Here is a 25,236-nt window from a genome sequence, read left to right as displayed (position 1 = left end):
AATTTACATAAAGCATATACCGATCATTTTAAATTTTTCCTTTATTTAGATTGAAATAAAAATTGAAAAAATCTGATTTAGATGGTAATCTTAAAACAGAAAGACTAAAAAAAAATAATAATTAGGGGGGAATAGGTATGGACAGATGGATGTGTATACTATGTGGTTATGTTTATGATCCAGAAGCAGGAGATCCAGATTCTGGAGTTGCACCAGGAACAAAATGGGAAGATGTTCCAGAAGACTGGATTTGTCCATTGTGTGCTGTAGGAAAAGATCAATTCGAAAAAATGTAAATAAAATTATGCTTGTTCAATGAGAAAGTTTGGGAAAATGTATTTATCCCTCTCAATATGGAGGAGATGTAATACCCCTTCCAGGGGCAGATGGAAACCAAAAACCATCAGAAAATGAATTGGAAATCGCACGTTTCAAGGTAAATATGTAGCTAAGGTTGCAAAGAAGATAGCGGTCTCATAAAATAAAAAGCTATGGAAATTGAACTATTAATCCATTTTCCCTAGCTTTTTTATGTTTTATATACAATATTCTTAGCTTTTCTAATTTAGTTATTAAATTGTATCTTTAATTTTAGCTTTTCTATATCTATTTTCAATTCATCATCCATTAAACAATCCTTTATAAGTTCTTTTAAATCTTTATCAAAATTTTTAAAACTTAATTTTTTTAATTCCTTTTCCTTAATTAATTTTTTATTCTTTAATAATTTTTCTTTATATCTATACCCGTTCATTACAACGAAAATAATAAATACACCTGCAAGATATTTATCTATTTTTTTAATTTTTTCGTATATCTTTTCAGGATTATTTTTAAGATAAAATAAAGAATCATTTTTATTTAATTTTTTGATTTCGAAATTATATATAAATATGTCCATTACTTGTTTTTCATTTTTTATAATTTCTTCATCTAAACAAAGGTCTAAAAAATTCATATCAAAATAACCTTCCATCCATTTCACTTTATCTTTTTTTATAAGATCTAAAATCATTTTTAATAATTTTTCTTTTATAGTTTTATACATTTCTTTATCTTGAGAATTGCAACCAATTTCTCCAAACCTTTTTCCCAATCTATCAATATATAAGATCATCTCTCCTACAATAAACTGATTCATTTCTTTAATTTCATCTAATTTTTTTATAGTTTTTGTATCTTTTTTTATCCCTTCTATTAACAATCCCCAAAATATAGCCACATCTATTTTTTCTAATTCCCCTGCATTTAACATCTCTATAAAGAAATTATTCTCAAATAATTCTTCATATAATTCCCTTGGCATTTTAGAATTTCTTGCCTCTCTAAAACTTCTAATAAATCCACTAGATTTTTTTTCTAAAATTTCTCTCCATTTTGTCTCTTCTAAAATTTTTTTTTTTTTCATATCATAAAATTCAAATAAATTTCTACCTATTTCATAATCTACTCCATCTGGAAAAACATCTTTCTTTGAATCAATTCTTTTTAACACTAGATTCAATTTTTCCTGATCATCCATATTACTATAGTACAGCGGTAAAAACATTAAATTTAAATATCTTGAAGGATTTTCACCAGAATTTTTAGAAAATTTATCTCCATAAATACCTTCTATTCTCTCTCCTATTCGAAATATCCTTTCTACAAACTCTTCATATTCGTCAGTTAACTTATTATCATTTTCCAAGGTTCTAAATTTATTTATTATAGCTTCTTGATAAGAATAAGTAATTTCAAAATATTTTTTCTGCCTTGCCTTCTCTATATAATTTTTATACAATTCTTCTAATTCCAAAATTTCTTCTACCTTATAAAATAAATTCTCATAAAATTCAATCGGCATTTTAATAGGAGTTTTATCAATTATTTCTTTATATTTAAAATATATTTCTTTTTCATATATATTTACATTAGTCTGACCTAACGAATATATACTTTTTATTTCTTCCCAAAACTCTTCTTCATTCATTTTCTCTTTTAATAATTTCATCACACTTATATTAATTTTTATCTTTCTAGTTAATTTATAATCTGAAATTTCTAATTCCCTTTTATGCTCCTCTTTAAATTTTATTTTATTTTTCTCATCCTCTAGTATAGAAGATATAAAAAATTTAGATTCTATTATATCTTCTATATCTTGGACTTTATCTAATTTTTTATAAAAATCCTCCACTTCTTTTTCATAATCTACATTTTTTAATTTTTCTTTAATCTCTTTATTTTTTTGTAAAAGTGGATAATACATACTTCCTGTTATAGAAATAATCCCCACTATTTCTTTAATCTCAATTTTATTTAATAGTAATGGATTTATAGAACATACATACCCCAATATTTTTAATTCTTTTATTTTTTCAAATTTAAAATCTTTAATACCTTTAAAAAACTTGTTGAAATTATCTGGATCCTTAACAAAAAAATAATTCAACCCATCCAGTATATCTATTAAAATAATTGGATCTATTGTTGGTATAAACCCATCTTTCATTTCATATTTTCCTGTAAATATTGAATCAATTGAATTTATTATACCTAACATTATCTTTTGAAGTATTTCGTAGTCTATTAATTCTATATTTCTCTCTAAAAATCTATCAAATGACTCTCTGGTAAAATATTTAAATTCTAAATTACTATTTTGCTTTTCTATTGCAAATATTTGTTCATATAAAAATTCTTCATTTTTAATTTTTTTTAATAAAACCTCAAAGATTTCAACTATTAAATAATCGTTATACCCACCTTTTCTTCCCTCAATGAAATTAAATATTTTCTTTAATCGATCCTCATCTATTTCTTCACTCAATCTAACTATTGTTTTTAAGTTCCAAACATCTAAATTTTTATTTTTATTCATATTTTCCCATACTTCATCTATAAACTCTTTGCCTTTATATTTTACAAAGACTTCTAAATAAATATCTTCTACTTTTCCTTTAGATTTTGACAAAATTGATTCCCTCTCAGAGTATAAAGTTACTAAATCATCTTTACTAATCTTTGGAAGATAACCTTCTAAATATCCATCTCTTAATTTTAATGCCAACCCTCTCACCATTTCTTCATTTTTTAACCTCTTTTTTAACTTTCCTATATCAAGATCTTTAAGCTCATCTAAAGTACTTTGAGAAATCAAGTTTAAATTTGCTCCGATTAATTCATCAAAATACTCTGGTAACTTTGCGTGATCATTATAGGGTAAAATTTTAATTCTTCTATTTTTATAGCACTGATTATCAAGATCTATGGTTGTATTTAATTCATTTGTAGGAATATCTCCATAATATTTAAATATATAAAAATCCGTTCTTTCATATTCTTTTTTTAATATAGCTTGAAGTATTTCTGATTCCAATCCTTTTCCTAAAAAAATCACTAGAGAAGAATCTCCTACTAATTTATTTAATTTATTATTATTATCTTCTTTACTATAAAAATCAATATACTCCATAGGAGTAAAAACTATCTCTTTCTTTTCTATACACCCATGAAGTTTTTCTATTTTTTTATTTTCTGATATATCCTCTAATTTTATAGAAACTTCTTCTTCACCTAAATACACTTCTAATAACTTATCTATATTGGTTGTAATATATTTTATATTATCGTATTCATCAATTTTTTTTATACTCTCTAAAATAAGATTTTGCTTCTCTTCCACTTTCCAAAGTTCACCTTCTTTTCCTAAATAACACTCTTTTTCTATTATTTTATAATATCTTTCATTCTTTTCATCATCTTTTTCTAATATTTTTTTTATTGTAGTTATCTTATTCTTTGGATCTTTTCTCTTTAAAATAGTCATTCCTAATTCACTTATTTTGTCTGTTTTGTAAGCTTCTTCAACCAAACAATCAGCTAATTCATCCCATGACTTCAAACCATAAGCTATAGATATCCCTGCTCCCAATATAAATACTAGTTTTTCTTTTTCTAAATCTAAATTTTTTAATTTTTCTTTTATCTCTTTTTCATTCTTAAGAATTAAGTCATTTACATCTTTATTTATTCTACATTCTTTTATTCTTTCTCCTATATCACTGATTATATCCATATGTTCACCACCTAAATTTTGAATTACATTAACTACAACTACTTATTCAATGTAACAACAATAATCCCTACTCCTATACCTTTATGAATTTTATAAGAAAAACGAAGGTAAAGTTTTTAATCTCATTTAGAAAAAATGTTAAAAGTGAAGTTCATAATCGTCACACTTCACAGTAATTCTCTTACGAGTTTCGTCTCACCCCATATGTCCTTCTGGAACCCCTAGAAGAAACTGGGATCCTTGACTTACTTACAAAGATATTTATGAACTTCTTGAACTTTTCGGTTCCATTTTCTTTCAAGAGAAAAGGAACTCGTATTAAAGACGAAAACTTTAGACATTCTCACTAAAAATCATTTACCTCAAAAAAAAAGAGGGATAAAATCCCTCTAATCTCTATTTATGTCTTCTACCTTCTTATAATTTCTATCTTATATCCATCTGGATCTGTAATAAAATAATATCTGGGCTTTTCCCCTGGAAGTCCCTTAAGATCAGTTACTTCTAATCCCATATTTTTATGAAATTCATGGGATTTTTCCAAGTCACTTACAGTCAGTGCAAAGTGACTGAATCCGTTTCCTAATTCATAAGGTTTTTCAGTATCATAATTATGCGTTAACTCTATCTCAAAATTCCTATTTTCATCACTTAGATACACTAAAGTAAATTTGTACTCAGAATAATCCAGTCTGTTTACTTCCTCCAAAGACAGTGCTTTTTTATAAAATTCCAACGATCTTTCCAAATCCATCACTCTGATACAGGCATGTTCTAATTTATAATTCATCTATTCTCCTCCAATTAATTGCTTTTATTCAAAAATTTTACTATAACTTTATGAATTTTACAAGAAAAGAAAGGTCAAATTTTAACTCCTGAATTACACTGTATCTATAACTCTTTATAAATAATTTCAAACGCTTTATCACCTTTTTTATATCCTGTTCTTGGGCTATCAAATTTTTCCTCCATAACTTCTAAATTGCTTATTTTTGAGAACTTTAGGAGCATCCAGTCATGATGTTTTTTGGAAGCGTGACTTCCTTTTATTTGAAAACAACGTAATGTTTGATCCCCCTTAGTTGATACACCACATGCATGGGGTTCTACAATTCTGTCCAAACTATCATAGGTCAATGATATCAATCTTTTTTCTTCTATAGCCCTTACTATTATATTTTTCATCTTCCCTCCTGACTGCATTTTTATTTTTAAAATCTATTATTATAACATATTCCGAATTTCCACTATTAAGTATACAACAAAATATCAAGGATTAAAAAATATAGAAAAAAAAAACAGGGAATCCAAATGGATTCCCTGTGTTTTTTTCTTATCTGGATGCAGCGTCACGTTGCTTTCTTACTTAAATGCTTTTAAGTTTTCAGTTAATTTGTCTAACTTATCCTGATATTCTTTTTGTATCTTTCTTTCTCTCTCTAAGATGTGTTCAGGAGCCTTAGAAGTAAACTTCTCATTGGAAAGTTTACCATTTACCTTAGCCAGATCCTTCTCTATCTTAACCATCTGCGCCTCTATCTTCTTGATCTCAACCTCAGGATCTAATAGTCCTGCTAACGGTACATATAGTTCAGAATCTTTTACTACTCTGAATCCTGCACCTGTAGGTTTTGCTACATCTCCAAATTCTAAAGTTTCTAATTTAGCTAACTTAGTCAGGAATGTTTTATTATTCTCTAAAGTTTTAATCTCAGATTCATTGCTGGTTCTTAAGATTGCCTTTACTTCCTTTGCAGGAGATATATTTATCTCAGCTCTTATATTTCTAAGGGCAGAAACCACAGATTGTAAATATTCAAAAGATGCCTCTGCTTCTTCATCCACTAAAGTTTCATCACAAGTAGGGAATGTTTCTAACATGATTGTTTCACCTTTTGCTCCTAATTTTTGCCATATTTCCTCTGAAATAAATGGCATAAACGGATGTAATAATCTTAATCCTTCTTCTAATACTGTCCATAATACATATTGAGCAGTCTTCTTAGATTTTTCATCTTCACTGTTATATAGTCTGGTCTTAGCTAACTCAACATACCAGTCACAGAAGTCTCCTCTTAAGAACTCATATGCTCCCTTAGCAGCTTCATCCAATGTGAAACTGTCTAAATGTTCATTCACTTTTTTAGAAGCTCTATTCAATTTAGAGAAGATCCACTTATCCACTAATTCTAACTCTAATTCATCTTTATTTACACTGTTGATATCGAAGTCTTCCAAGTTCATCAATACGAATCTAGATACATTCCAGATTTTATTTGAGAAGTTTCTTCCCATTTCGATTAATTTTTCAGAGAAATGTACGTCCTGTCCTTGAGATGTGTTATATATCATAGTAAATCTGATGGCATCTGCACCATATCTATCTATCAATTCTAAAGTATCAGGAGAGTTTCCTAATGACTTAGACATCTTTCTTCCCAATTCATCTCTAACTATTCCATGTAAGAATACATGTTCAAATGGGATTTCCTTCATCTCATACATTCCCATCATTACCATTCTAGCAACCCAGAAGAATAATATATCTGCTCCGGTTACCAGTGTATTTGTCGGGTAGAATCTTTCTAATTCTTTCTCTTCCGGTAATCCTAATGTTGAGAAAGGCCATAAAGCAGATGAGAACCATGTATCCAATACATCTGTTTCCTGAACTAATTCAACTTCTTTTCCGTAATGTGCAAGAGCCTGGGCTGCTGCATCTTCATCTGATGTTGCTACGAACAGGTGGTTATCAGGTCCGTAATATGCAGGTATTCTGTGTCCCCACCAGATCTGTCTGGATATACACCAGTCTCTTATATTTTCTAACCAGTTATAGTAAACTTTTTCCCATCTCTTTGGCATGATCTTAACATCACCATTATATACTACTTCCAGTGCATCTTTAGCCAATGATTCCATCTTAACGAACCATTGATTAGATATTCTAGATTCTACAGTTGTATTACATCTATAACATCCACCGACTTTATTGTTGTGATCTTCTATTTTAGCTAAGTATCCTTCTTTTTCAAGATCTTCTACAACTGCTTTTCTAGCTTGGAATCTGTCCATCCCTTCATATTTCCCGGTAAGAGCATTCATCTTAGCATCTGGAGTAAATATATTCATGATCTCTAAGTTATGTCTCTTCCCGATCTCAAAGTCATTGGGGTCATGAGCTGGAGTCATTTTTACTACACCAGTCCCGAATTCCATATCTACATAGTCATCAGCAATAATAGGAACTTCTCTTCCTGTAAGAGGAAGAATTACCATCTTACCTATTAAATCTTTATATCTCTCATCGTTAGGGTTTACAGCTACTCCAGTATCTCCTATCATCGTTTCCGGTCTGGTAGTCGCTACTACAAACTCTATATCGGAATCTTTTACAGGATACTTTATATGCCACATATGACCTTTGTGCTCACTGTGTTCTACTTCATCATCAGCCAAAGCAGTTCCACATTGCGGACACCAGTTTACCATATATTCCCCCTGGTAAATTAATCCATCATTATATAACTTTACAAATATATCTTTTACAGATTCAGAACAACCTTCATCCATTGTAAATCTTTCTTTTTCCCAGTCTAAAGATGCTCCTAATCTTCTTAATTGATTAGTGATTATCCCGCCATATTCATTCTTCCAGTCCCAAACTTTTTCTATGAACTTATCTCTTCCAAGATCATCTCTAGTTAAATTATCTTCTGCTAATTTTCTCTCTACCCTATTTTGAGTAGCGATCCCTGCATGGTCTGTTCCTGGCATCCAAAGGGTATTGTATCCGCTCATCCTCTTCCATCTGATAAGGGTATCCTGGATACTGTTATTTAAAACGTGTCCCATGTGTAATACACCTGTAACATTTGGCGGCGGCATAACTATGGTATAGTTAGGCTTTTCATCATCCATTGTTGCTCTAAAATACTTATTTTCTTCCCATGTTTTGTACCACTTTCCTTCGATCTCCGTCGGAGAATATATCTTGTCTAATTCCGTCATAACTGACCTCCTAAGTTTATTTTACAAAAAAATAGTAGCTATCTTATTAAAAATAGCTACTTTAATCTCTTTATATTATTCAAGGGTTTATAAAAATTCAAAACCATAGCTATCACCTATATCAATTTGATTAAAATGTGATTAACTCTGACTTCTACTCTTTTCATAAATATGTTTCCTCCCTCTAAATTTATTCATAAATACTATCATTTTTTTAGACTTTTGTCAATTTACAATTTACATTAAAATTTAGTTATTAACCCCAGTTGCCACCTTATAAGACATTTAATTCTTCATCACAAAGCAACCGCAAGGATCATAAAACTTTGAGAAAATCAGATAAAGAGCTACACTGACGATCGTGCCTTACCTACTAAGACAACTTATAAACCTTCTTGATCTTCTTTGGTTCGTTTCTTGGATCAAGCTAAGAAATGAACCCGTATTAAAGAGGGACTCTTTAGAACCTTCTTTTTTACAAGTAACAACTTAGGTTATCTAACTTCTGTTTTTATAACTGTTTCACCCTTTTTAAATGATATATCCCCTCTTATAGTTATTAGTTTATCCGCTACTATGATATTCTCATTTGTAATTTTTGGATATATTTCCTGATACTGACCCTCACTTTTTTTGATCTTTATCGGTTTTAAATCAGTTATTTTTAAAGGAATAGAGAAATCTTTTTTTATAACCTTATCCAATTTTAAAAACTCCAATCCAACTATATTTACTTTGGCTAATTTCAAGGATAATATCCCTGTTTTATCATCTAAAACAGGTTCCAATTTTCCATTAATAACAGCATCCAATGTACTTCCATTGAGATTTAAATTAAGATTACCCTTTACATAGATCTGGTCTTTTTTTAAATCTACTACCATATCGTTTATACTATACTGAGCCATTGTTTTTTGATCTAAAACTTTAATTTCCTTTCGAAATTCCAAGGGGCTTATAGCTGCTGCAAATGAATTTATGGCCTTTTCAGAAAGCTGAACACTGATATCACTAGCCATACTCAAACTAAAAAATATAATAAACACTAAAACTAATAATTGTTTTTTAATCTTAATCTCCTCCATTTTGTTTTTCTTTATTCTCTGAATCTACATAACCAGGTTTAAATAGATTTATTTGGTCATAATATATCAATGTTCTTCTGTATAGTTTATAATAGCTTATATACAAAGTTATAACAACTATTTTTTAGGAGGAATATGAATGAATTTATCGGTAGTTACTCAAGGATTTGGAGTTGGAATTAGTTTAATTGTAGCCATAGGAGCACAGAATAGTTACGTTTTAAAAAATGGAATATTAAAAAAACATGTATTTATAACAGCGTTATTGTGCTCTTTCTTAGATATGGTGCTCATTACAGCAGGGACTTTAGGTTTAAGTTCTATAATAGACGGAAATAAGACTTTGATGCTTCTTTCCACAGCTTTTGGGGTTATATTTCTTGCTTATTACGGGATATCATCTATCATAAAAGCCGTTAAAAGCAGTGAAACCTTTGATGTTGGAAATGATAGAACGAGTGATTCATTGAAAAAAACAATAGTCACCATACTAGCACTGACTCTTTTAAATCCCCATGTATATTTAGACACCGTTATTTTAATAGGAAGTATTGGATCAAAATTTGCCGAACATCAACAGATTGATTTTATTATAGGAGCCTGTTCGGCGTCCTTTGTCTGGTTCTTTGGCTTAGCTTATGGGGCACGTATTCTTATTCCTATTTTTAAGAAAGAGATTACTTGGAAAATTTTAGATATAGTTATCGGTTTAATCATGCTTAGAATTGCGAGTAAATTAGTTTTCTTTGCAATGGAGAGTCATTTATTAGGGTAGAGGGTCAAAAAGAAGAATTGGAGGAGCTAGTCAGCTCCTCCAATTCTTCTTTTTTATAGTTTTTTCCTCTTCATATAGGGCAGCATAAATAATATCCCGATTATAAGTATATTCAGGCTGCTCATGGCTGCACTCTCTAAAAATAATTTATTGGTATAAAGGTTATAGTTTACCACCGATGAAAGGGGGAGGTATCTTCCCAGCTGCATAGTATAGGTTATGGTAAATTCTGCATAGATCACAGCAAAAATCTGCAAGTAAGTCCCCGTGAGAACTTCCTTTAATATGGGCAGTTCCACATAGATAAAAGTCTGGAATTTATTTGCCCCATCTATACTGCCGGCTTCCAATATCTCCATCGGAAACTTCTTTATATACTGGTACATAAATGAATATGCCAGGGGAACCGTGGTCAGAAAAAATCCTCCTATAAGTAAGACTATATAGGGAATATCATAGATTATATTTGTATAAACCAGGGTTATTCCCAGGAACCCGCTGGAGATCCCAAAGGTCGAAAATATTATATAGGTGCTGAATCTACTGGTGGATTTCAGCAGCAGATAGGTAAATATTACCACTATAAAAGCTGTCACCATGGCTATCATCCCTGAATTTATAATAGATTCAACCACCGGGTATTTCTGGTTGAACTCTGGTGAGAGGATATCTATAAAGGCTCTTATGGAAAACTTCTTATCATAATAGTTGTAGAAGGAAAAAATTAAATTTATCCCTACTATCCCAAATTCAAAGAGAATAAACAGGTAACTGTATATCACTGTAATCAGCGATACCTCTCCGGTTTTTTCATCCTCCTCCAGTTCATATCCGGTAATTTTTTCCCCGATAATATTTACCCCGGTCAGGATTAAAAACTGGACTATCCCCAGGGCAAACATCCTGGAAAAATCAGCACTTCCCATGAGGGAATTTACTATTTCCACTTCCAGGGTAGAAAATCTCAGTCCCCCCAAGGATAGCACTATCCCGAAAGAGGTAAATGAGTAGGTAAATACAAGGAAAAAACCTCTGAATATCTGGGGTAAGATAAGAGGTAATTTTATCTTTGTAAAAATAACCCACTTACTGGCCCCGCACTCTAAACCGGCTTCTATTACTTCATTGGGTATCCTCTTCATTCCCAGAGACAGATATTTTACAAATATAGGTGCATTGTAAAATACATTTGCAATTAAGATGGCTTTCAAACTGTATAAAATCCCTAAATCTTTCAACAGGGGCAGGTTGAATACCAATGAAAATGTTATTACTGTAGATATTACAGGAAAAAAGAAGGGGATAAATATAGTCCCCTCCATGAGAGTACTAAGTAATCCCCTTCTATAAGTCACATAATATGCAGGAAGGATGGCTGCGATAAAAGCTAGAATTGAAGATAAGATCCCCTGCTTAAAAGACATGAGGACGAGACCTGCGGTCTCACCATCCATTACCCCCATCAGATCTTCTAAGAAGAAGAAATCTCTTCCAAATATGTAGACAGGAAATATCCACAATATCAGGTATCCTATATTCAAAATTCCACCTTTTTTCATCTTTTTCTCCTCATTTTTTTACTATTTTTTGCCACTTTTTTTGACGCAGACTAAAATCTGACTTTTGAAGTTTATAGTCGTCTAACTCCACAATAAACACCTTACTAGTTTCGTTGCCACCAATCCACACCAATTAGATATACAATTATTAATTATTCATCCCAAAGAAAAGAGACAAAGAGTACCACAAAGTTAAATAAACCTGTATTAATCTATTTTCGATCTGTGTTATCTGTGTCCATTTTTTTCCATTGTCAATAATTGGTACTCATTGGTGGCTAATTTTTTTCTTCGTATCATTAGTATAATTCGCGGTTACTAATTTTATTTCTTCAATAATTTAATTAATTCTTTTTTATATTCTTCTATCTTCTCTAAATCACTAGGTTTCACTTTTACTAATTTAGCCGATGTCGGAACTCTGCTGTATTCGTCTCCTAATTTTATATCTGTTACAGGAAGCATATAGTTTTTTTCTGCCATGGCTCTCTGGAATTTATCCTCCAGGATATAGTCCATAAACAGCTTTGCCCCATCCTTTATATCTTTTTTAGCCACAATAGAAGCTCCCTGTACATAGATATATCCCCCTTCAGCTGGAATAAAACTTTTGTATGAACTTTTTTCGTCAAAATAAAGGTCGCTGGTTGCATAACCTACCATAAGAGGTGCTTCGTTGGTTGTAAACTTTGCCCATCCTTCACTCCATCCCGGAGCTACTGTTTTGATGGCAGGTTTCAATTCTTCCCAGAATTTCAGCCAGTTTTCACCATAGACTGCAACTGTCCACATCATGAATTCCTGACCAGTAAATGAATTAGGAGATAAAACTATCAACTGTTTTTTTAACTTCTTCAAATCTTCAAAAGATGCCGGCATCTTCTTTAACCCGTCTTTATTTGCATTTATAGCCAATGACCCGAAATCAAATGGAGTGGAATACCACTGGCTGTCTATGAGATACTCCTTTTTCATTATCTTTCCGGCTGTTTTAGGTTTATAGCTTGCTATTGTACCTTCTTTTTTAGCCTGAATCACATTTATCTCTGACAACCCCAAAACTATATCAGCTTTTGGTCTTCTTTTTTCTAATTTTAATCTGGCAGGGATTCCTTTTATTCCTACTATTTCTGCTTCTACCCCTGTTTTTTCATAGAAATCCTGTCCTATTTCATCCTGCAGAAAGGTCATAGAACTAGGTACATAGACCACTATTTTTTCCTTTGAAAAACTTGTTACTCCTAATAATACCATTAAAATCCATAAAATACTTTTTTTCATCTTCTTCCCCCTATTTTAATTTTTCTAATATTCTTCCCTTATATTCTAAAAAATCCTGTGACAGGATAACTTCTTTTTTTCTCGGCCTGGGAAATTTGATCTCCAGCTCATCTAAAAATCTGCCTGGTCTGGCTGACATAATATATACTCTGTCTGAAAGATAGACAGCTTCCTCTATATCATGGGTTATAAACAGGATAGAATGGTTATGTTTTTTCCAAATCTCCAAAAGCCAGTCCTGCATAGATGACCTGGTCAGAGCATCCAAGGCTCCAAAGGGTTCATCCAGTAACATTAAGTCGCTGTCGATTAAAAAACTCCTGAGAAGCCCTCCCCTCTGTCTCATCCCCCCGGACAATTCATGGGGATATCGGTTTTCAAATCCTGACAGTCCGAATTCTTCCATCAATGGAGTTATAATTTCTTTCCAACGTTCTTTTTTTACCCCGCTTATTTCCAGGGGGATAGCGGCATTTTCATAGAGGGTCTTCCATGGCAGGAGGAGATCTTTTTGAGGCAGGTAGGAGATAACCTTATTTTTCACCATACTTCCATCTATCCTGACTCTGCCTGTATATTCCGTCAAAAGCCCTGTAATTATCTTAAAAAGAGTACTTTTCCCGCACCCGGAAGGCCCCACTATGGAGATAAATTCACCCTTTTTTATATGTAAATTTAAATCCTTTATTATCTCTACATCCCCATACTTTTTCGATAGTTTTTCTATTTCTAATATCATAGCTCTCCTATTTTTAGTTTTTCAAAAATTTATTGGTGAAAGCTTTTTTCATATCTGTAGTCCCATCTATCAAATTGTTTTTATAGAGCCATTTTTGATATCTTTCCCATACTTCCAGCTTTTGATGTCCCCAGTAAGGAGCATCGTCGGTATATTTAGAAGCCAGATATTTTTGACTTTCTATAACTAAATTTCTATCCAATTCCGGGACCTCTTTTAAAAGAAGTTCTCCGGCTTTTTCCGGGTTTTTTACACTGTATTCATATCCTTTTTTCACAGCTCTCATTACTTTTTTTACCAATTCCGGATTTGTTTTTATAAGTTTTTCACTACTTGCAAATATCGGAGTATAATAATCTAAATCTTCTGAATAATCTCTAAGTCTGATATAGTTCAATTTCTTCCCCTGTAATTTAGCCTCTATATTTGTCCACCCTTCAAATACCCAGGCAAAATCTACATCATTTTCACTGGATTTGAAAAAGTCCATAGACCCGGTAGTAAGAATATTTATATCTTTAATCCTTCCTCCATCTTGTTCTATCAGTTCCTTTAAAGTGGCTTCCTCTACCGGTGATCCCCACCCCCCATAGTTTTTACCTTTAAAGTCAGCCGGGCTTTTTATTCCTTTTTCCTTCAGTGATGCAAAACCAGATGTATTATGCTGGATTATTGCTCCCAATGAAACTATAGGCAGACCTTCTAATCTGGCGAAAGTTACAGCTTCCTGATAGGTTACACCAAAATCAGCTCTTCCTGTGGCTATTAACTGGGTAGAAGTTCCATTGGCCGGCTGTAATATATCCGCCTCTATCCCCTCTTCTTTAAAATATCCCATCTCTTTAGCTGCATAGATCCCTGTATGATTGGTATTAGGTGTCCAATCCAAAACTATATCCACCTTTTCCAGTGCAAATATACTTACAATATTTAAAACTAACAATAAACTTATCACTCTTTTTCTCATCTTTCCCCCTATTTTTTTTAAAATTTCTTAATTACGATTTTTTATTTTTCCACGGCATAGCTGCTTTTTCTATATATTCTATTCCCTTAAAAATTGCCAGACTAAGGACAACTACCACTATTATGGCGGCAAAAAGATAGTCTGTTTTAAACGAGCTGATGGCTCTAGTCATATATATTCCCAGTCCGCTTTTGGCTCCCAGCCACTCCCCTATTACTGCTCCCATGATAGAATAAGTCGCTGCAATTTTTACTCCTGAAAAAAAACCAGGCAGACTTGAGGGCAGGATAACTTTAAAAAATATATACTTTTTACCGGCTCCCATAACCTGGAACAGATCCAGTATCTCCCTGTCCACTTCCTCTAATCCCCCTAAAAAACTTAGAAGCATAGGGAAGGTACAGATTAATATCACTATTATTATCTTAGGCAGGACCCCAAATCCAAACCAGATCAATATGACAGGTGCTATGGCTATCAACGGAATCGTCTGACTGATCAACAGATATGGATATAGCAATTTTTTTACCTTCTCAAAGGGATATACAATCCCTCCTATGACTAGAGCAAAAAAGATCGACAGGATAAATCCCGTCAGGGCTTCAAACAAAGTCACCAGAGAATGGCTGAATAAAACTTCTTTTTGGCTGTACAATGCCGCAATTACCCTTGTAGGAGTTGGCAGAATATACCCGGGTATCTCCAAGGCTCTGATTATCACCTCACAGCCAACCACCAATACCAATAAACTTATTAAAAATAAATTATTTTTTTCTGTATTTACCGACTTTTTCATCTATGGTTATCCCTTCTTTTTTATGATCAAATTTTGCTATAGTTGTTACCCTTTCAGCTCCTTCATCGAAACAAATTTCCTGGGCTTTTTCCAATATACTCAAAAGATCTTTAAACTCTCCCTCTATAGTTGTTCCCAGTCCTCCTACCTCATATTTTAACCCTGTCCCTATGATGTGTTCTATCACCCTGTCTATCACAGTATATTTTTCCTTTTCTCCCCCCTCTATGGTAGGCAGTATCTGAATATCCATGTTTGCCAATGCCATTTCCTTCCTCCTTTTAATCGCCTTTTGCGAAATTAATAATAATAATAATAATAATAATACGTATGGGTAATTCATGAATTGCCTTTAAACAAAAAAAAAGACCTCCCGAAGGAAGCCTTATTAAATATAAATATACTTATTCATACCCTATAAAAATTCATCCTACGCTAGCATTATCTAGATCAGGTTAACAGTCGAGACTATAACATCTCCTCTCAGCAAAAGCTCCTGCAATATTTATTTGTACTTCATTGTATCAGAATACCAAAAAATTACAACTAATTTTTTTTAAATAATATCTTTGACACTGATACACAGATTTTCTCTGATTATTAAATTCAAAACTTTTAATCCATAGAACGCGGATCAAATCTGATAATAGCTATGGTTATCACTGATATAAACCCTCTAGAACTCTGTCACGAATTACACGAATGATATACTTTAACGCTGCAACACAGAAGTCTTAAAAGACTTTCATTACTAAGCAACCGCTAGGGTTATCACCAAAGAACTATTAGTTTATTACATAAACATAGAACTTTGAGAAAAAAAGATAAAGAGCTGCACTAAGAAATTCTTTTTCTTTAGGTTTTAAAAACGAAGTTTATAGTCGTTCCACTTCGGCTGTACTATTTCTCTTTTCATTGTCAATTATCAATTATTGGTTGTGCCTTTTATACTGTGCCTTGGTTCCCTCTCTCCAGCTTTCACCTAGAATCTCTCCTGTTTCCTTGTTACAAGTAAGCATATAACTTCTTTTATCATAATCAAAATTCCAATAATAGTTATCTTTTTCTTCACTCATATCAATATCTATTTCACCATCTATCCCTGGTAATAATTCCTCTAAATATTCATTTAATTTTTCAACACATTCCTGTAAATCGTACATATTTTTCCTCCTATTATTTTAAAACTATTTTTAAATTTTCTCCAGCCTTTTATTTGATGGCCTTTAAAACTTTTCCTATTTTATCCGAGATAACCAGATCTGCTCTGGTGTCATACCTTGTGGAATCTTTATTTATCAGAATCAATTTGTCTCCCCTGTAAAGGTCTACCAGGGAAGCTGCAGGCTGGACTACCAGTGAGGTTCCACCAATTATTAAAACATCTGCAGCAGAAATATAGTGCATGGCTCTATCATAACTATCCATGTCCGGAATTTCTTCATACAGGGTAACATCCGGTTTTATTACCCCGTTACACTTGGTACAATGGGGTACACCTTTTCTAGCCATAATTTCATCTAAAGTATAGAAGGTTCCGCAGTCCATACAGTGATTTCTGTGGATACTGCCGTGAAGTTCTAAAACATTTTCACTTCCTGCCATCTGATGCAGTCCGTCTATATTCTGGGTAATAACCGCCTTTAATTTACCATTTTTTTCTAAATGTGCCAAGACCTTGTGGGCATCATTTGGTTTAACACCTGGATATACCAGATGTTTCTTATAAAATTCAAAAAAACCCTCTTTATTTTTATCAAAATATGTTCTGCTGACCAGATATTCAGGGGTATGGGAATATAAACCTGTTGCACTCCTAAAATCAGGAATTCCACTTTCTGTAGAAACACCGGCTCCTCCAAAGAATACAATATTATCACTTTCATCTATTATTTTTTTCAGTTTTTCATACATAGAGTTTCCTCCCCTTCGCCTTTGGCGAAATAACTTCATTCGTGTTCATTCACGTAATTCGTGGTTCAGTTTTGAATTTGTCAATATTAGTATTTATCCATGGCTAAATTTTTTAAGTCTGATTTTTTAATTTTTAATTTGCTTTTTTCTCCATTTAAAACTTTCCTTTAAAGGTACACTTTTTACACAGTTCCTCTACAGCCTTTTTATTGCTGAATCCATCATAGATAGCAGTGGCTCTTTTCCCCTCTATTATCTCCTTAAATGGCTTTTCAAAGATATTCCCGAGATTTACCACCCCTTCACCGTCTAAACAGCAGGGAATCACCGTCCCATCTACTAAGATCCCTATCTGAGTCCGGAGTCCGTAGCAAAATCCATCTTCATTTTCATCTTTGTCACAGAGTTCCGGCCATTTAAATTCCATATCTGTATTGAGATATAACCTGTCCTTTATCTTTAATCCCCGACCTGGAATCAGCTTATCCTCGATCTTATACTCTAAATCAAAATACCTTTCTATCTTACCTATAATTTTCCTGTTTCCTTCCATCTGAATCTCATTTTTATTACCCCCGTGGAAGTTCCATAATCTCAGGGAAATATAGGTATTTTCCAGAGAAAGTGATTTTTTTGTGAAATCCAATATTTTTTTCAGGTAGTCATCTTCATCGATCTTATCCATATCCCCGTCAAAGGAATGGAGGGAAAAATTAATCTGTCTGAATGCTTTTTTATCTGCTATCTTTTCTCCTACCCTGCCTATCAAGGTTCCGTTGGTAGTTATATTCACCTTTATATTCTTTTCTTCTGCAAGGTCTAAAAAACCAGCTATCTCCGGATGTGACAGGGGTTCTCCCTTTACATGGAGATAGATATAATCACTATAGGGCTTTATCTCATCTAAAATATGCCTGAATTCATCCACAGTCATAATTTTAGGAGTCCTGACCCCCTGGGGGCAAAAACTACACTTTAAATTGCACCTGTTGGTTATCTCTATATATACTTTTTTATATTTTTTCATAAATTTTTCACCTCTTCTATAGCCTCTATTATAACATAGGATAATAAAATAAATAATAAAAAACCTTCTGAATTATTGATCCCAATAATTCAGAAGGTTTTTGCTTACCCCTTAGTTGCACCGGCAGATAATCCTGCCACGATATGTTTTTGCAGATACATAAATAAAACAGCAATAGGTACGGCAATCAATATGGAAGCCGCTGCAAATTGTGTAAAATTATCATTTGCTCTGCTTGAAATCCATTCAAAAATTCCAACGGCAAGAGTTTTTTTCTCTGCACTTCTAAGGAGTAGTTTGGGAAAGATAAAATCAAACCATGGTCCAATAAAATTTGTCAGTGCAACAAATACAACTATTGGTTTAGTAATAGGCATGATTATCTTTATAAATATAGTCAGATGACCTGCCCCGTCTACTCTGGCTGCTTCATCCAAACTCTTAGGTATCCCGTCAAAATACCCTTTTACTAACCATGAATTATATGGGATTTGTCCGGCAATATATACCATTAAAAGTCCTGCATGGGTGTCCATAAGACCCATCTTGGTGATTAAAATATAGATGGCTGTCATGGCTAAAAAAGATGGAAACATCTGTAATACCAGCATCCCTATCATTGCTTGTTTTCTCCCCCTAAATTTGTACCTGGAAAATGTATAGGCTGTAAGGGTTGTGATAATAACTCCTAAAATCATATTCAGTGTTGCTATCTTCAATGTATTCATATACCAGATTGGAAAATCTGTTTTGGAGAACAAAGCTTTATAATGATCCAAGGTTAATGATTTCGGTAAGAAGGTGGAGCTGTACAGACTGTTTCCGACCTGCATGGATGACAATACAATCCATGTTAGGGGCAGAAGTACACTGAGTGTTATCAGTATTAAACCAAGATATGTTAATCCGTCTAAAATCTTATCTATTATTTTTGTCTTACTCATTACATCATATCCTCCTCTGTAAATGACTTGCTTTTCATAAATTGATATGTGGAAAATGATGCTATAAAAATAAATAAAATTATCGATATAACTGCTGCCATATAGAATTGACTTTGATCATTGGTTAATTTAAATATCCAGGTTATTAAAATATCTGTTTCTCCTGCATATCTGAGAGCTGAATTTGTCGGACTTCCGTTTGTCAACAGGTATATTGCTCCAAAATTATTAAAATTATATGCAAAAGTTAAGATTAATACAGGTGCAGTCTGAAATAATAATAACGGCAGTGTTATCTTACGAAATTGAACCCACTTAGATGCACCATCAATCTCTGCGGCTTCATAGATTGAACTTGAAATGTTAGTCAGAGACCCTGAGAGTAACACCATAAAATACGGTGCCCCGAGCCACGTATTGATGAGTATCAAACTAACTTTTGCCAGTAATGGATCGGTAAAAAAAGGTATTTTATCAAATCCGAAACTGACAATTAAATTATTAATAGGTCCAATTCCGCTAAATAATAACCTGAATACCAACAGAGAAATAAATGCCGGTACAGCATAGGGCAGGATAAATATAGTTCTCCAAAACCCCTTGAATTTAATATTTTTTCTGTTCATCATAAGTGCCATGATAAGCCCACACGAATAATTTAACAGCGTTGACAGGGCGGCCCATATGACCGTCCAACTTCCGATTTTTATAAATGTTTTACTCCAAATTTTTAATTTAAAAATATCTATAAAGTTCTTAAACCCTACCCAGTCCACTAAGTTTCTAGGAGGGATATGATCTGGTGCTGAATAATTTGTAAAAGCTACCAGGACCGTTACCATTATCGGTAACAAAATGAAAAATAAGACACCCAGTGTAGCCGGTGTTAACATTATAGACACAAAGCTGCGATCATATACCTTTATTAAATATTGTTTTGTTGACATATAAGATTTACAATTGTCCATCTCATGTCCTATTCTTTTGGCATCTTTAATATTCCATATATATAACCCCAACAAAATAAACAACATTATAATAGTTACAACACCCTCAATCAGTAAAAAAACTGAGTGATCTCCCTGTATAATTTGGAATCCATTCATTTTCTGAGTAGTTTCCCCCAGTGTTACAACACCCCAAATTCCTTTTATAATCCTTGGTATTTTTATAAGATATAATAATTCAATTATAAATAAAACTATTCCCTTAAGAAAATATTTATTATATAACTGTCCCAGTCCCATAAAAAGACAAGACAGCAACATTGATCTTTTTTCCCTATTCATCTCCTACCTCTTTTCTACATATTATTTGAGCACCTGGCAGGTGCTCGTTAAATTTATAATTATTTTCTAGTTTCCATCTGTTCCTTTATGATCTTAGTCATATTTTTTAACCCTTCTTCAGTTGTTACCTTTCCATTCCAAATATCTGTAACTGCTGCTCCTGCTGGTTCCCATATTAATCCCATCTCAGGAATCGCCGGCATAGGCACTGCATATTGAGCCTGCTCTAAGAAAGCTTTTGTATATTTGTGGTTAATAATCTCAGGTGCATCGATTAATGCCTTAACTGGCGGCAATTGGTTGGTCATCTTAAATCTCTCGATTAACATCTCATCAGAAGTTGCAAATTCAGCGAATAATTGAGCTGCCTTTGGATATTTAGTATATGAGTTTACCAATAAAGTTCTGATCCCGGAAAAAGAAGCCGGGTGTTTCCCGTCAAATGTAGGAATTGGTGCAACATCAAAGTTAACTCCTGATTTCTCTGCTCCTTCTAGTCCCCATGGCCCGTTTATAATAGCAGCTACTTTTCCTTCTGCAAATAAACCTGTCATAGCGTCATAACTTACATCTCCTGCATTTTCAACTGAGATGGGTTTTAGTAATAACATCTCATTTATTCCCTTTATAGCTCCTGCATTATCTAAACCTATATCGTCAGCATCTGTACCATTTTTTCCGAAAACATATCCCCCATCCATAGCCATGAACATATGAGCATAATAAAAGTTAGAAATGTCCCAGAAAATTCCAAATTTATTTTGAGATTTATCTGTAAAATTTTCTCCAAATTTAATTAAGTCTTCAAATGTCTTTGGAGCTTCAGTTAAGAGATCCTTGTTGTAGTATAGAGCATAAGTTTCGATAGCCATGGGGAATCCGTAAACCTTTCCTCCGTTTGTTACCCCTATACTTGCAGCCGCTAAAAAGTCATTTTTTACCCTGTCAGCACTCAATAAATTTTCCATGATAAGCCCTGATTGAACTAAGTTTCCAATCTGGTCATGAGGTGCAACAAAAACGTCTGCTGCTGTTCCTGCCGGTCCGTCTTGAATTACTTTATTTTTAATAGTAGATATATTATTTTCTTCTAAAACAACATGTACTCCATATTTTTCTTCATATTTTTTTGCTGCAAATTTAATATATTCTCCAACTGTTCCCTGTGATTCCCATATCTTTAATACTGCGCCTTCCTCTGGTACAATTTCATTAGTTGCTGTCGTTTGAGCAGTCTCTGCTTCTTTAGGTGTTTCTTTATTTTCTTCCTTTCCCCCGCATGCCATCATTCCAAATGATAAGATAAAAATTGTAATTCCTAAAATAATTCTCTTCATTTTTTCCCCCTTTTAAAGTTTTTGGAAACGTTTCATTTTGTTTCTGATATAAGTTTAATTCATTTCTTCAAAAATGTCAACCATTTAGTATCAAAATGATACAAAACATTTTTTAAACGTTCATCTTCATCATTTTGTGAGTTTTAAAGGTATAGTATGAAGCATCATACAACAAACTCATAATATGTCTAAGAGGAATTTTTGTGGAAAAAAAAAGCATTTCAATTTATTGAAGTGCTTTTTTAGTGGTTTTTTATATTTTTACAGACTACAGTTTTAAAATATAATCTATTTTTTAATTTATACAGTCATTGATCTTTTTCTTATACTCGGCAGTGTAGAAGCTGCTATGATAAAAATCATTCCTGTCATCTTAATAATCCCAAGTTCTTCTCCGTATATGAAAAAACCCAGACAACTAGCTACTATTACCTCAAAGTTAGCTACTATACTTACCCTTACAGGGTCTAAATATTTAATTGCCTTTATAAAAAATAAATGTGATAAAATAGTTGGAAAAAAAGCAAATCCTAATCCTAAAAGGATCAACAATTTATCTTGAAATAAGTTTTTTAGGCTTTCTTGGGGATTTATTTGAGGCACTATTACCAAAACACCGGCTACAAAACTATAAAACATAAGGGTATATGGATCTATTTCTTCAGGAAGATTTTTATTGAAGATAGGTAAAATTCCATAGGACATAGCAGCCAATATACCCAGGATAACTCCTACAACATCCCCATTAAAATGATCTATGGAACCATTGGTAACTATAAAAAAACATCCTGTAAAACATAAAATTATAGAAATAATATTTTGTTTACTTAGTTTAATTCCATTAAATATTCTGGCAAATAACATGGTAAAAATAGGAGCAGTATAGAGTAAGATAACCCCTGTGGTAATCCCTACCCTCACTATAGAACCAAAATAAAATAAATTAAACAATCCCTGACTTATTACTCCTACTAATAAACAGAACATCAGTTTTTTCCCGCTTATTTTAAATTTTTTCCTGTCACTAAAAAAAATATATATAAACATCAGAATACCTGCAAAAAAAAGTCTAAAAAATGAAATCTCATAAGAATTAAATCCTCCATCCTTCAGATAAGTTACCACTATTCCTAAAGATCCCCAAAATGTTGCTGCTAAAATTACAAATATATATCCCACTAATCTCCTCCTGCTAAATCCCCACTAGATTATCACTCCTTCCATTTTAGCAAAAAAAAAGTGAAATAACCATTAATATTATTAATATATATTGTACAAGTAAATTGCATATTATTAAAAATATGATATAATAAACTCATAATGTGTCTGGGGGGAATTTTTGTGGAAAATAAAGGTATCGTAAAAAAAATTGAAGGAAAAAACCTATATATAGAATTATTTAGAGACAGCTCTTGTGCTCACTGCTCCGGCTGCGGGAAAAAAGATAAAACCATAGCCGACCTGTATCACTATGAACTCAATGAGGATATAAAAATAAATGTAGGAGATCTCATAACCTTTGAGATCAATAATAAATTCATCTTGAATTTAGCTCTTCTCATCTATATCCTGCCTGTAATTTTAATGGTTCTCAGTTATATCGTAGCTGCTAAATTAGGTGCCAGTGAAGGACAGGGAATAGTAGTCAGTTTCACCACTCTGGTTGTATCATTTTTAGGTTTTTATATCTTTGATAAAAAAACCGGAAGTAAAATGATAAAAGAGGAGATCTCCATCAAGGAAGTTACTCCTTCAGATGAGATAAAGATTACAAGCTGCGGGCCAAAGGAATAAATAAAAAGAACCCTTAAAACCATAAATGGTTTAAGGGTTCTTTTTTAGTTTAGTTCAAATGTAATGTTAGATGTGTTAATTGGTACTTTAGGACTTCTTGCTCCCATTCCAGCAGTTTTATTAGCAAAAGTGATACTAAAGAGTAATAAAACACCTATAAGTATTAGCCATTTTTTTTCATCTTTCCCCCTTTAAATTTATAATTGTATTTTCCGAATAAGAAGATTAGCTTCGTATTCTAGAGAATTATTTATATAAAATTTTAATATATACAGAAAAAAATCGTAACACATCATTTTCTTGGGTATTTCACAGATTATTTTTATTAATTCCTGCTGTTTTAATGGCTGATGACCATAGAGTAAAACAAGTTGCTTGATAGAATCTAAATATTTAATTGAGTTAAAATGAAGATCATTAAAATTTATAGGAAATGAAATTTCTTTTTCAAATGCATTGACAGCCTTATTTGTCTCTCCTAAATATAGATAAGATAATCCTAGATTCCAATAAGTTTGATACAATGTTTCGTTTTTTAATTCTTTAAGTATATTTTCGAGTTTATTAACAGTAATTTTTACCAGCATTTCATTTTTCATTTCTTTAGCACAAGAAATAATATTGGTATAACAAATTTCTAAATCATTATAATTTAATGGATCACTTACACTTTTTTTAAAATATTCAACGGCTTTTTCATATTCTCTTAAGTTTTGATAACAAACACCTAGATTTTGATAAGAATTATAGTAATGCTTTGTAATCTCCTGCATATCAATAACAACTTCAAAACATGAGATAGCTTTACTCCATTTTTTAGTTTCTAAGAGACTCACACCAGTATTATAGGCTAAGAGTGCTTTTGTTTTATACGGAGCTCTATCGATCTTCTTCTGATATTTCAGGTATATTTTATAGGGAAGTTCTGTTTTTTCCAATCGAATTACCTCAATTAAGATAGAATAGAAAAAAACAGAGCAGGAAAAGTTGTTTAATAGATCGTAATAGATATTTAAAGCTTTTTCTTTCTTACCCATCCTTTGATTATGTTTGGCTATAATATACCGGTATTTACAGCTGTGAACTTCTTTTTCCCGTCCAAACAACTCTATCTCTTCCTGCTTTTCTTGGAAATAGATACTTTTATTTATAAGACTTTCAACAATTAATTGATCCAGTTCCTGCTGGGGAGTAATATACAATTCTTCCATAATAATAATCTTATCTATATTTCTTTCTTGAAAAATTCTATTGAAAGAATCAACCAACAAAGGTATATGTTTTTCTTTAAAAGAATTATGTCCTTTTTTTATTTTAGTGAGATAAGTGGCACTAATTCCTTTACACCCCAGTTCTTTTAACGTTATTTTATGTGTTTTAGCTATTTTAAAAACTTTATTTTCCATGTGACCTCCTAAAGTGTATCGATATTTTACATAGAACATTCAATTATTGCAAACAAAATTCAATTTATAGCAAAAATTGAATAAAAAATCACTTAAAAATTCAGTTTTCATGTTTTTTTGAAAAAAATTGATAGATTAGGTTTAAAAAGATAAGATACTACAGTAACACTTAGGAGAGAGTTATAAAGAAATCTCATACAGAGGTACTCCCGATCATGATTCGGAAAGACTTCACTAAAAATTATAGGA

The 25,236-nt window shown here is 32.2% G+C and carries 23 protein-coding genes; 4 read left to right on the top strand and 19 right to left on the bottom strand.

What is annotated here, in order from left to right; translation table 11 throughout:
• The first annotated feature begins 137 nt into the window (after positions 1-137).
• Both rd and DYH56_RS16335 read left to right on the top strand, forming a co-directional pair.
• Positions 138-296 (top strand): rubredoxin, encoded by a 159-nt coding sequence (rd, locus tag DYH56_RS02870; protein ID WP_114641348.1) that lies wholly within the window; start codon positions 138-140, stop codon positions 294-296.
• Between the two features lie 29 nt (positions 297-325).
• Positions 326-448, top strand: a complete 123-nt coding sequence (locus tag DYH56_RS16335; protein WP_255414667.1) for a hypothetical protein — start codon at positions 326-328, stop codon at positions 446-448.
• 117 nt (positions 449-565) lie between these two features.
• Here the strand turns inward: DYH56_RS16335 and DYH56_RS02865 are convergent, their stop codons facing one another.
• The 5 genes from DYH56_RS02865 to DYH56_RS02845 all read right to left on the bottom strand — a co-directional run bounded on the left by DYH56_RS02865 (position 566) and on the right by DYH56_RS02845 (position 9,159).
• On the bottom strand, positions 566-4,060 hold the full coding sequence (locus tag DYH56_RS02865; protein WP_114641347.1) for an SIR2 family protein: 3,495 nt from the start codon (positions 4,058-4,060) through the stop codon (positions 566-568).
• 409 nt (positions 4,061-4,469) lie between these two features.
• A complete protein-coding gene (gene gloA / locus DYH56_RS02860) occupies positions 4,470-4,850 on the bottom strand; it encodes a lactoylglutathione lyase (protein ID WP_114641346.1) in 381 nt (126 codons plus the stop codon).
• A gap of 104 nt (positions 4,851-4,954) precedes the next feature.
• A complete protein-coding gene (locus DYH56_RS02855; RefSeq protein WP_114641345.1) occupies positions 4,955-5,248 on the bottom strand; it encodes a WYL domain-containing protein in 294 nt (97 codons plus the stop codon).
• 177 nt (positions 5,249-5,425) lie between these two features.
• On the bottom strand, positions 5,426-8,074 hold the full coding sequence (locus DYH56_RS02850; RefSeq protein ID WP_114641344.1) for a valine--tRNA ligase: 2,649 nt from the start codon (positions 8,072-8,074) through the stop codon (positions 5,426-5,428).
• A 494-nt stretch (positions 8,075-8,568) separates the two neighbouring features.
• Entirely contained in the window at positions 8,569-9,159 is a 591-nt protein-coding gene (locus DYH56_RS02845) for a hypothetical protein (protein WP_114641343.1), read from the bottom strand.
• A gap of 139 nt (positions 9,160-9,298) precedes the next feature.
• Between DYH56_RS02845 and DYH56_RS02840 the strand changes: the two genes are divergently transcribed.
• The gene (locus DYH56_RS02840; RefSeq protein WP_114641342.1) at positions 9,299-9,934 is read left to right on the top strand and encodes a LysE/ArgO family amino acid transporter; all 636 of its coding nucleotides are present in this window, start codon (positions 9,299-9,301) and stop codon (positions 9,932-9,934) included.
• A 53-nt stretch (positions 9,935-9,987) separates the two neighbouring features.
• Here DYH56_RS02840 and DYH56_RS02835 read toward each other — a convergent pair whose 3' ends face one another.
• From DYH56_RS02835 to DYH56_RS02775, 13 genes are all read right to left on the bottom strand, one after another.
• Entirely contained in the window at positions 9,988-11,493 is a 1,506-nt protein-coding gene (locus DYH56_RS02835; protein ID WP_114641341.1) for an ABC transporter permease, read from the bottom strand.
• A 324-nt stretch (positions 11,494-11,817) separates the two neighbouring features.
• Positions 11,818-12,774: a thiamine ABC transporter substrate-binding protein gene (locus DYH56_RS02830; protein WP_114641340.1), complete on the bottom strand. Its 957-nt coding sequence runs from the start codon at positions 12,772-12,774 to the stop codon at positions 11,818-11,820.
• 10 nt (positions 12,775-12,784) lie between these two features.
• Complete coding sequence (locus DYH56_RS02825) at positions 12,785-13,513, bottom strand: ABC transporter ATP-binding protein (RefSeq protein WP_114641339.1); 729 nt, start codon at positions 13,511-13,513, stop codon at positions 12,785-12,787.
• 13 nt (positions 13,514-13,526) lie between these two features.
• Positions 13,527-14,480, bottom strand: a complete 954-nt coding sequence (locus DYH56_RS02820) for an ABC transporter substrate-binding protein (protein WP_114641338.1) — start codon at positions 14,478-14,480, stop codon at positions 13,527-13,529.
• A 31-nt stretch (positions 14,481-14,511) separates the two neighbouring features.
• Positions 14,512-15,276 (bottom strand): ABC transporter permease, encoded by a 765-nt coding sequence (locus DYH56_RS02815; protein ID WP_114641337.1) that lies wholly within the window; start codon positions 15,274-15,276, stop codon positions 14,512-14,514.
• Positions 15,245-15,544, bottom strand: coding sequence for a thiamine-binding protein (locus DYH56_RS02810; RefSeq protein WP_114641336.1), 300 nt, complete (start codon positions 15,542-15,544; stop codon positions 15,245-15,247). The genes DYH56_RS02815 and DYH56_RS02810 overlap by 32 nt, the downstream gene beginning before the upstream one ends.
• Before the next feature lie 661 nt (positions 15,545-16,205).
• Positions 16,206-16,439 (bottom strand): hypothetical protein, encoded by a 234-nt coding sequence (locus tag DYH56_RS02805; protein WP_114641335.1) that lies wholly within the window; start codon positions 16,437-16,439, stop codon positions 16,206-16,208.
• Between the two features lie 49 nt (positions 16,440-16,488).
• Complete coding sequence (locus DYH56_RS02800) at positions 16,489-17,190, bottom strand: NAD-dependent protein deacylase (RefSeq protein ID WP_114641334.1); 702 nt, start codon at positions 17,188-17,190, stop codon at positions 16,489-16,491.
• Between the two features lie 154 nt (positions 17,191-17,344).
• Positions 17,345-18,217, bottom strand: a complete 873-nt coding sequence (locus tag DYH56_RS02795; RefSeq protein ID WP_114641333.1) for a radical SAM/SPASM domain-containing protein — start codon at positions 18,215-18,217, stop codon at positions 17,345-17,347.
• Positions 18,218-18,321: 104 nt separating this feature from the next.
• Positions 18,322-19,161, bottom strand: coding sequence for a sugar ABC transporter permease (locus DYH56_RS02790; RefSeq protein WP_114641332.1), 840 nt, complete (start codon positions 19,159-19,161; stop codon positions 18,322-18,324).
• Positions 19,161-20,450: a carbohydrate ABC transporter permease gene (locus tag DYH56_RS02785; RefSeq protein ID WP_114641331.1), complete on the bottom strand. Its 1,290-nt coding sequence runs from the start codon at positions 20,448-20,450 to the stop codon at positions 19,161-19,163. Before DYH56_RS02785 ends, DYH56_RS02790 begins: the two co-directional genes overlap by 1 nt.
• Before the next feature lie 59 nt (positions 20,451-20,509).
• Positions 20,510-21,787 carry a sugar ABC transporter substrate-binding protein gene (locus DYH56_RS02780; protein ID WP_114641330.1) on the bottom strand — a complete coding sequence of 426 codons (1,278 nt, stop codon included), beginning with the start codon at positions 21,785-21,787 and terminating at the stop codon, positions 20,510-20,512.
• A gap of 300 nt (positions 21,788-22,087) precedes the next feature.
• A complete protein-coding gene (locus DYH56_RS02775) occupies positions 22,088-22,966 on the bottom strand; it encodes a DMT family transporter (RefSeq protein WP_114641329.1) in 879 nt (292 codons plus the stop codon).
• A gap of 162 nt (positions 22,967-23,128) precedes the next feature.
• Here DYH56_RS02775 and DYH56_RS02770 point away from each other — a divergent pair, with 162 nt between their 5' ends.
• Positions 23,129-23,581: a SoxR reducing system RseC family protein gene (locus tag DYH56_RS02770; RefSeq protein ID WP_158539026.1), complete on the top strand. Its 453-nt coding sequence runs from the start codon at positions 23,129-23,131 to the stop codon at positions 23,579-23,581.
• 197 nt (positions 23,582-23,778) lie between these two features.
• Here the strand turns inward: DYH56_RS02770 and DYH56_RS02765 are convergent, their stop codons facing one another.
• The gene (locus tag DYH56_RS02765; RefSeq protein ID WP_158539025.1) at positions 23,779-24,987 is read right to left on the bottom strand and encodes a tetratricopeptide repeat protein; all 1,209 of its coding nucleotides are present in this window, start codon (positions 24,985-24,987) and stop codon (positions 23,779-23,781) included.
• Positions 24,988-25,236 lie beyond the last annotated feature (249 nt).

It is taken from the genome of Psychrilyobacter piezotolerans (assembly GCF_003391055.1).
Taxonomy (GTDB): domain Bacteria; phylum Fusobacteriota; class Fusobacteriia; order Fusobacteriales; family Fusobacteriaceae; genus Psychrilyobacter; species Psychrilyobacter piezotolerans.
This window is presented reverse-complemented; position numbering and strand designations above follow the sequence as displayed.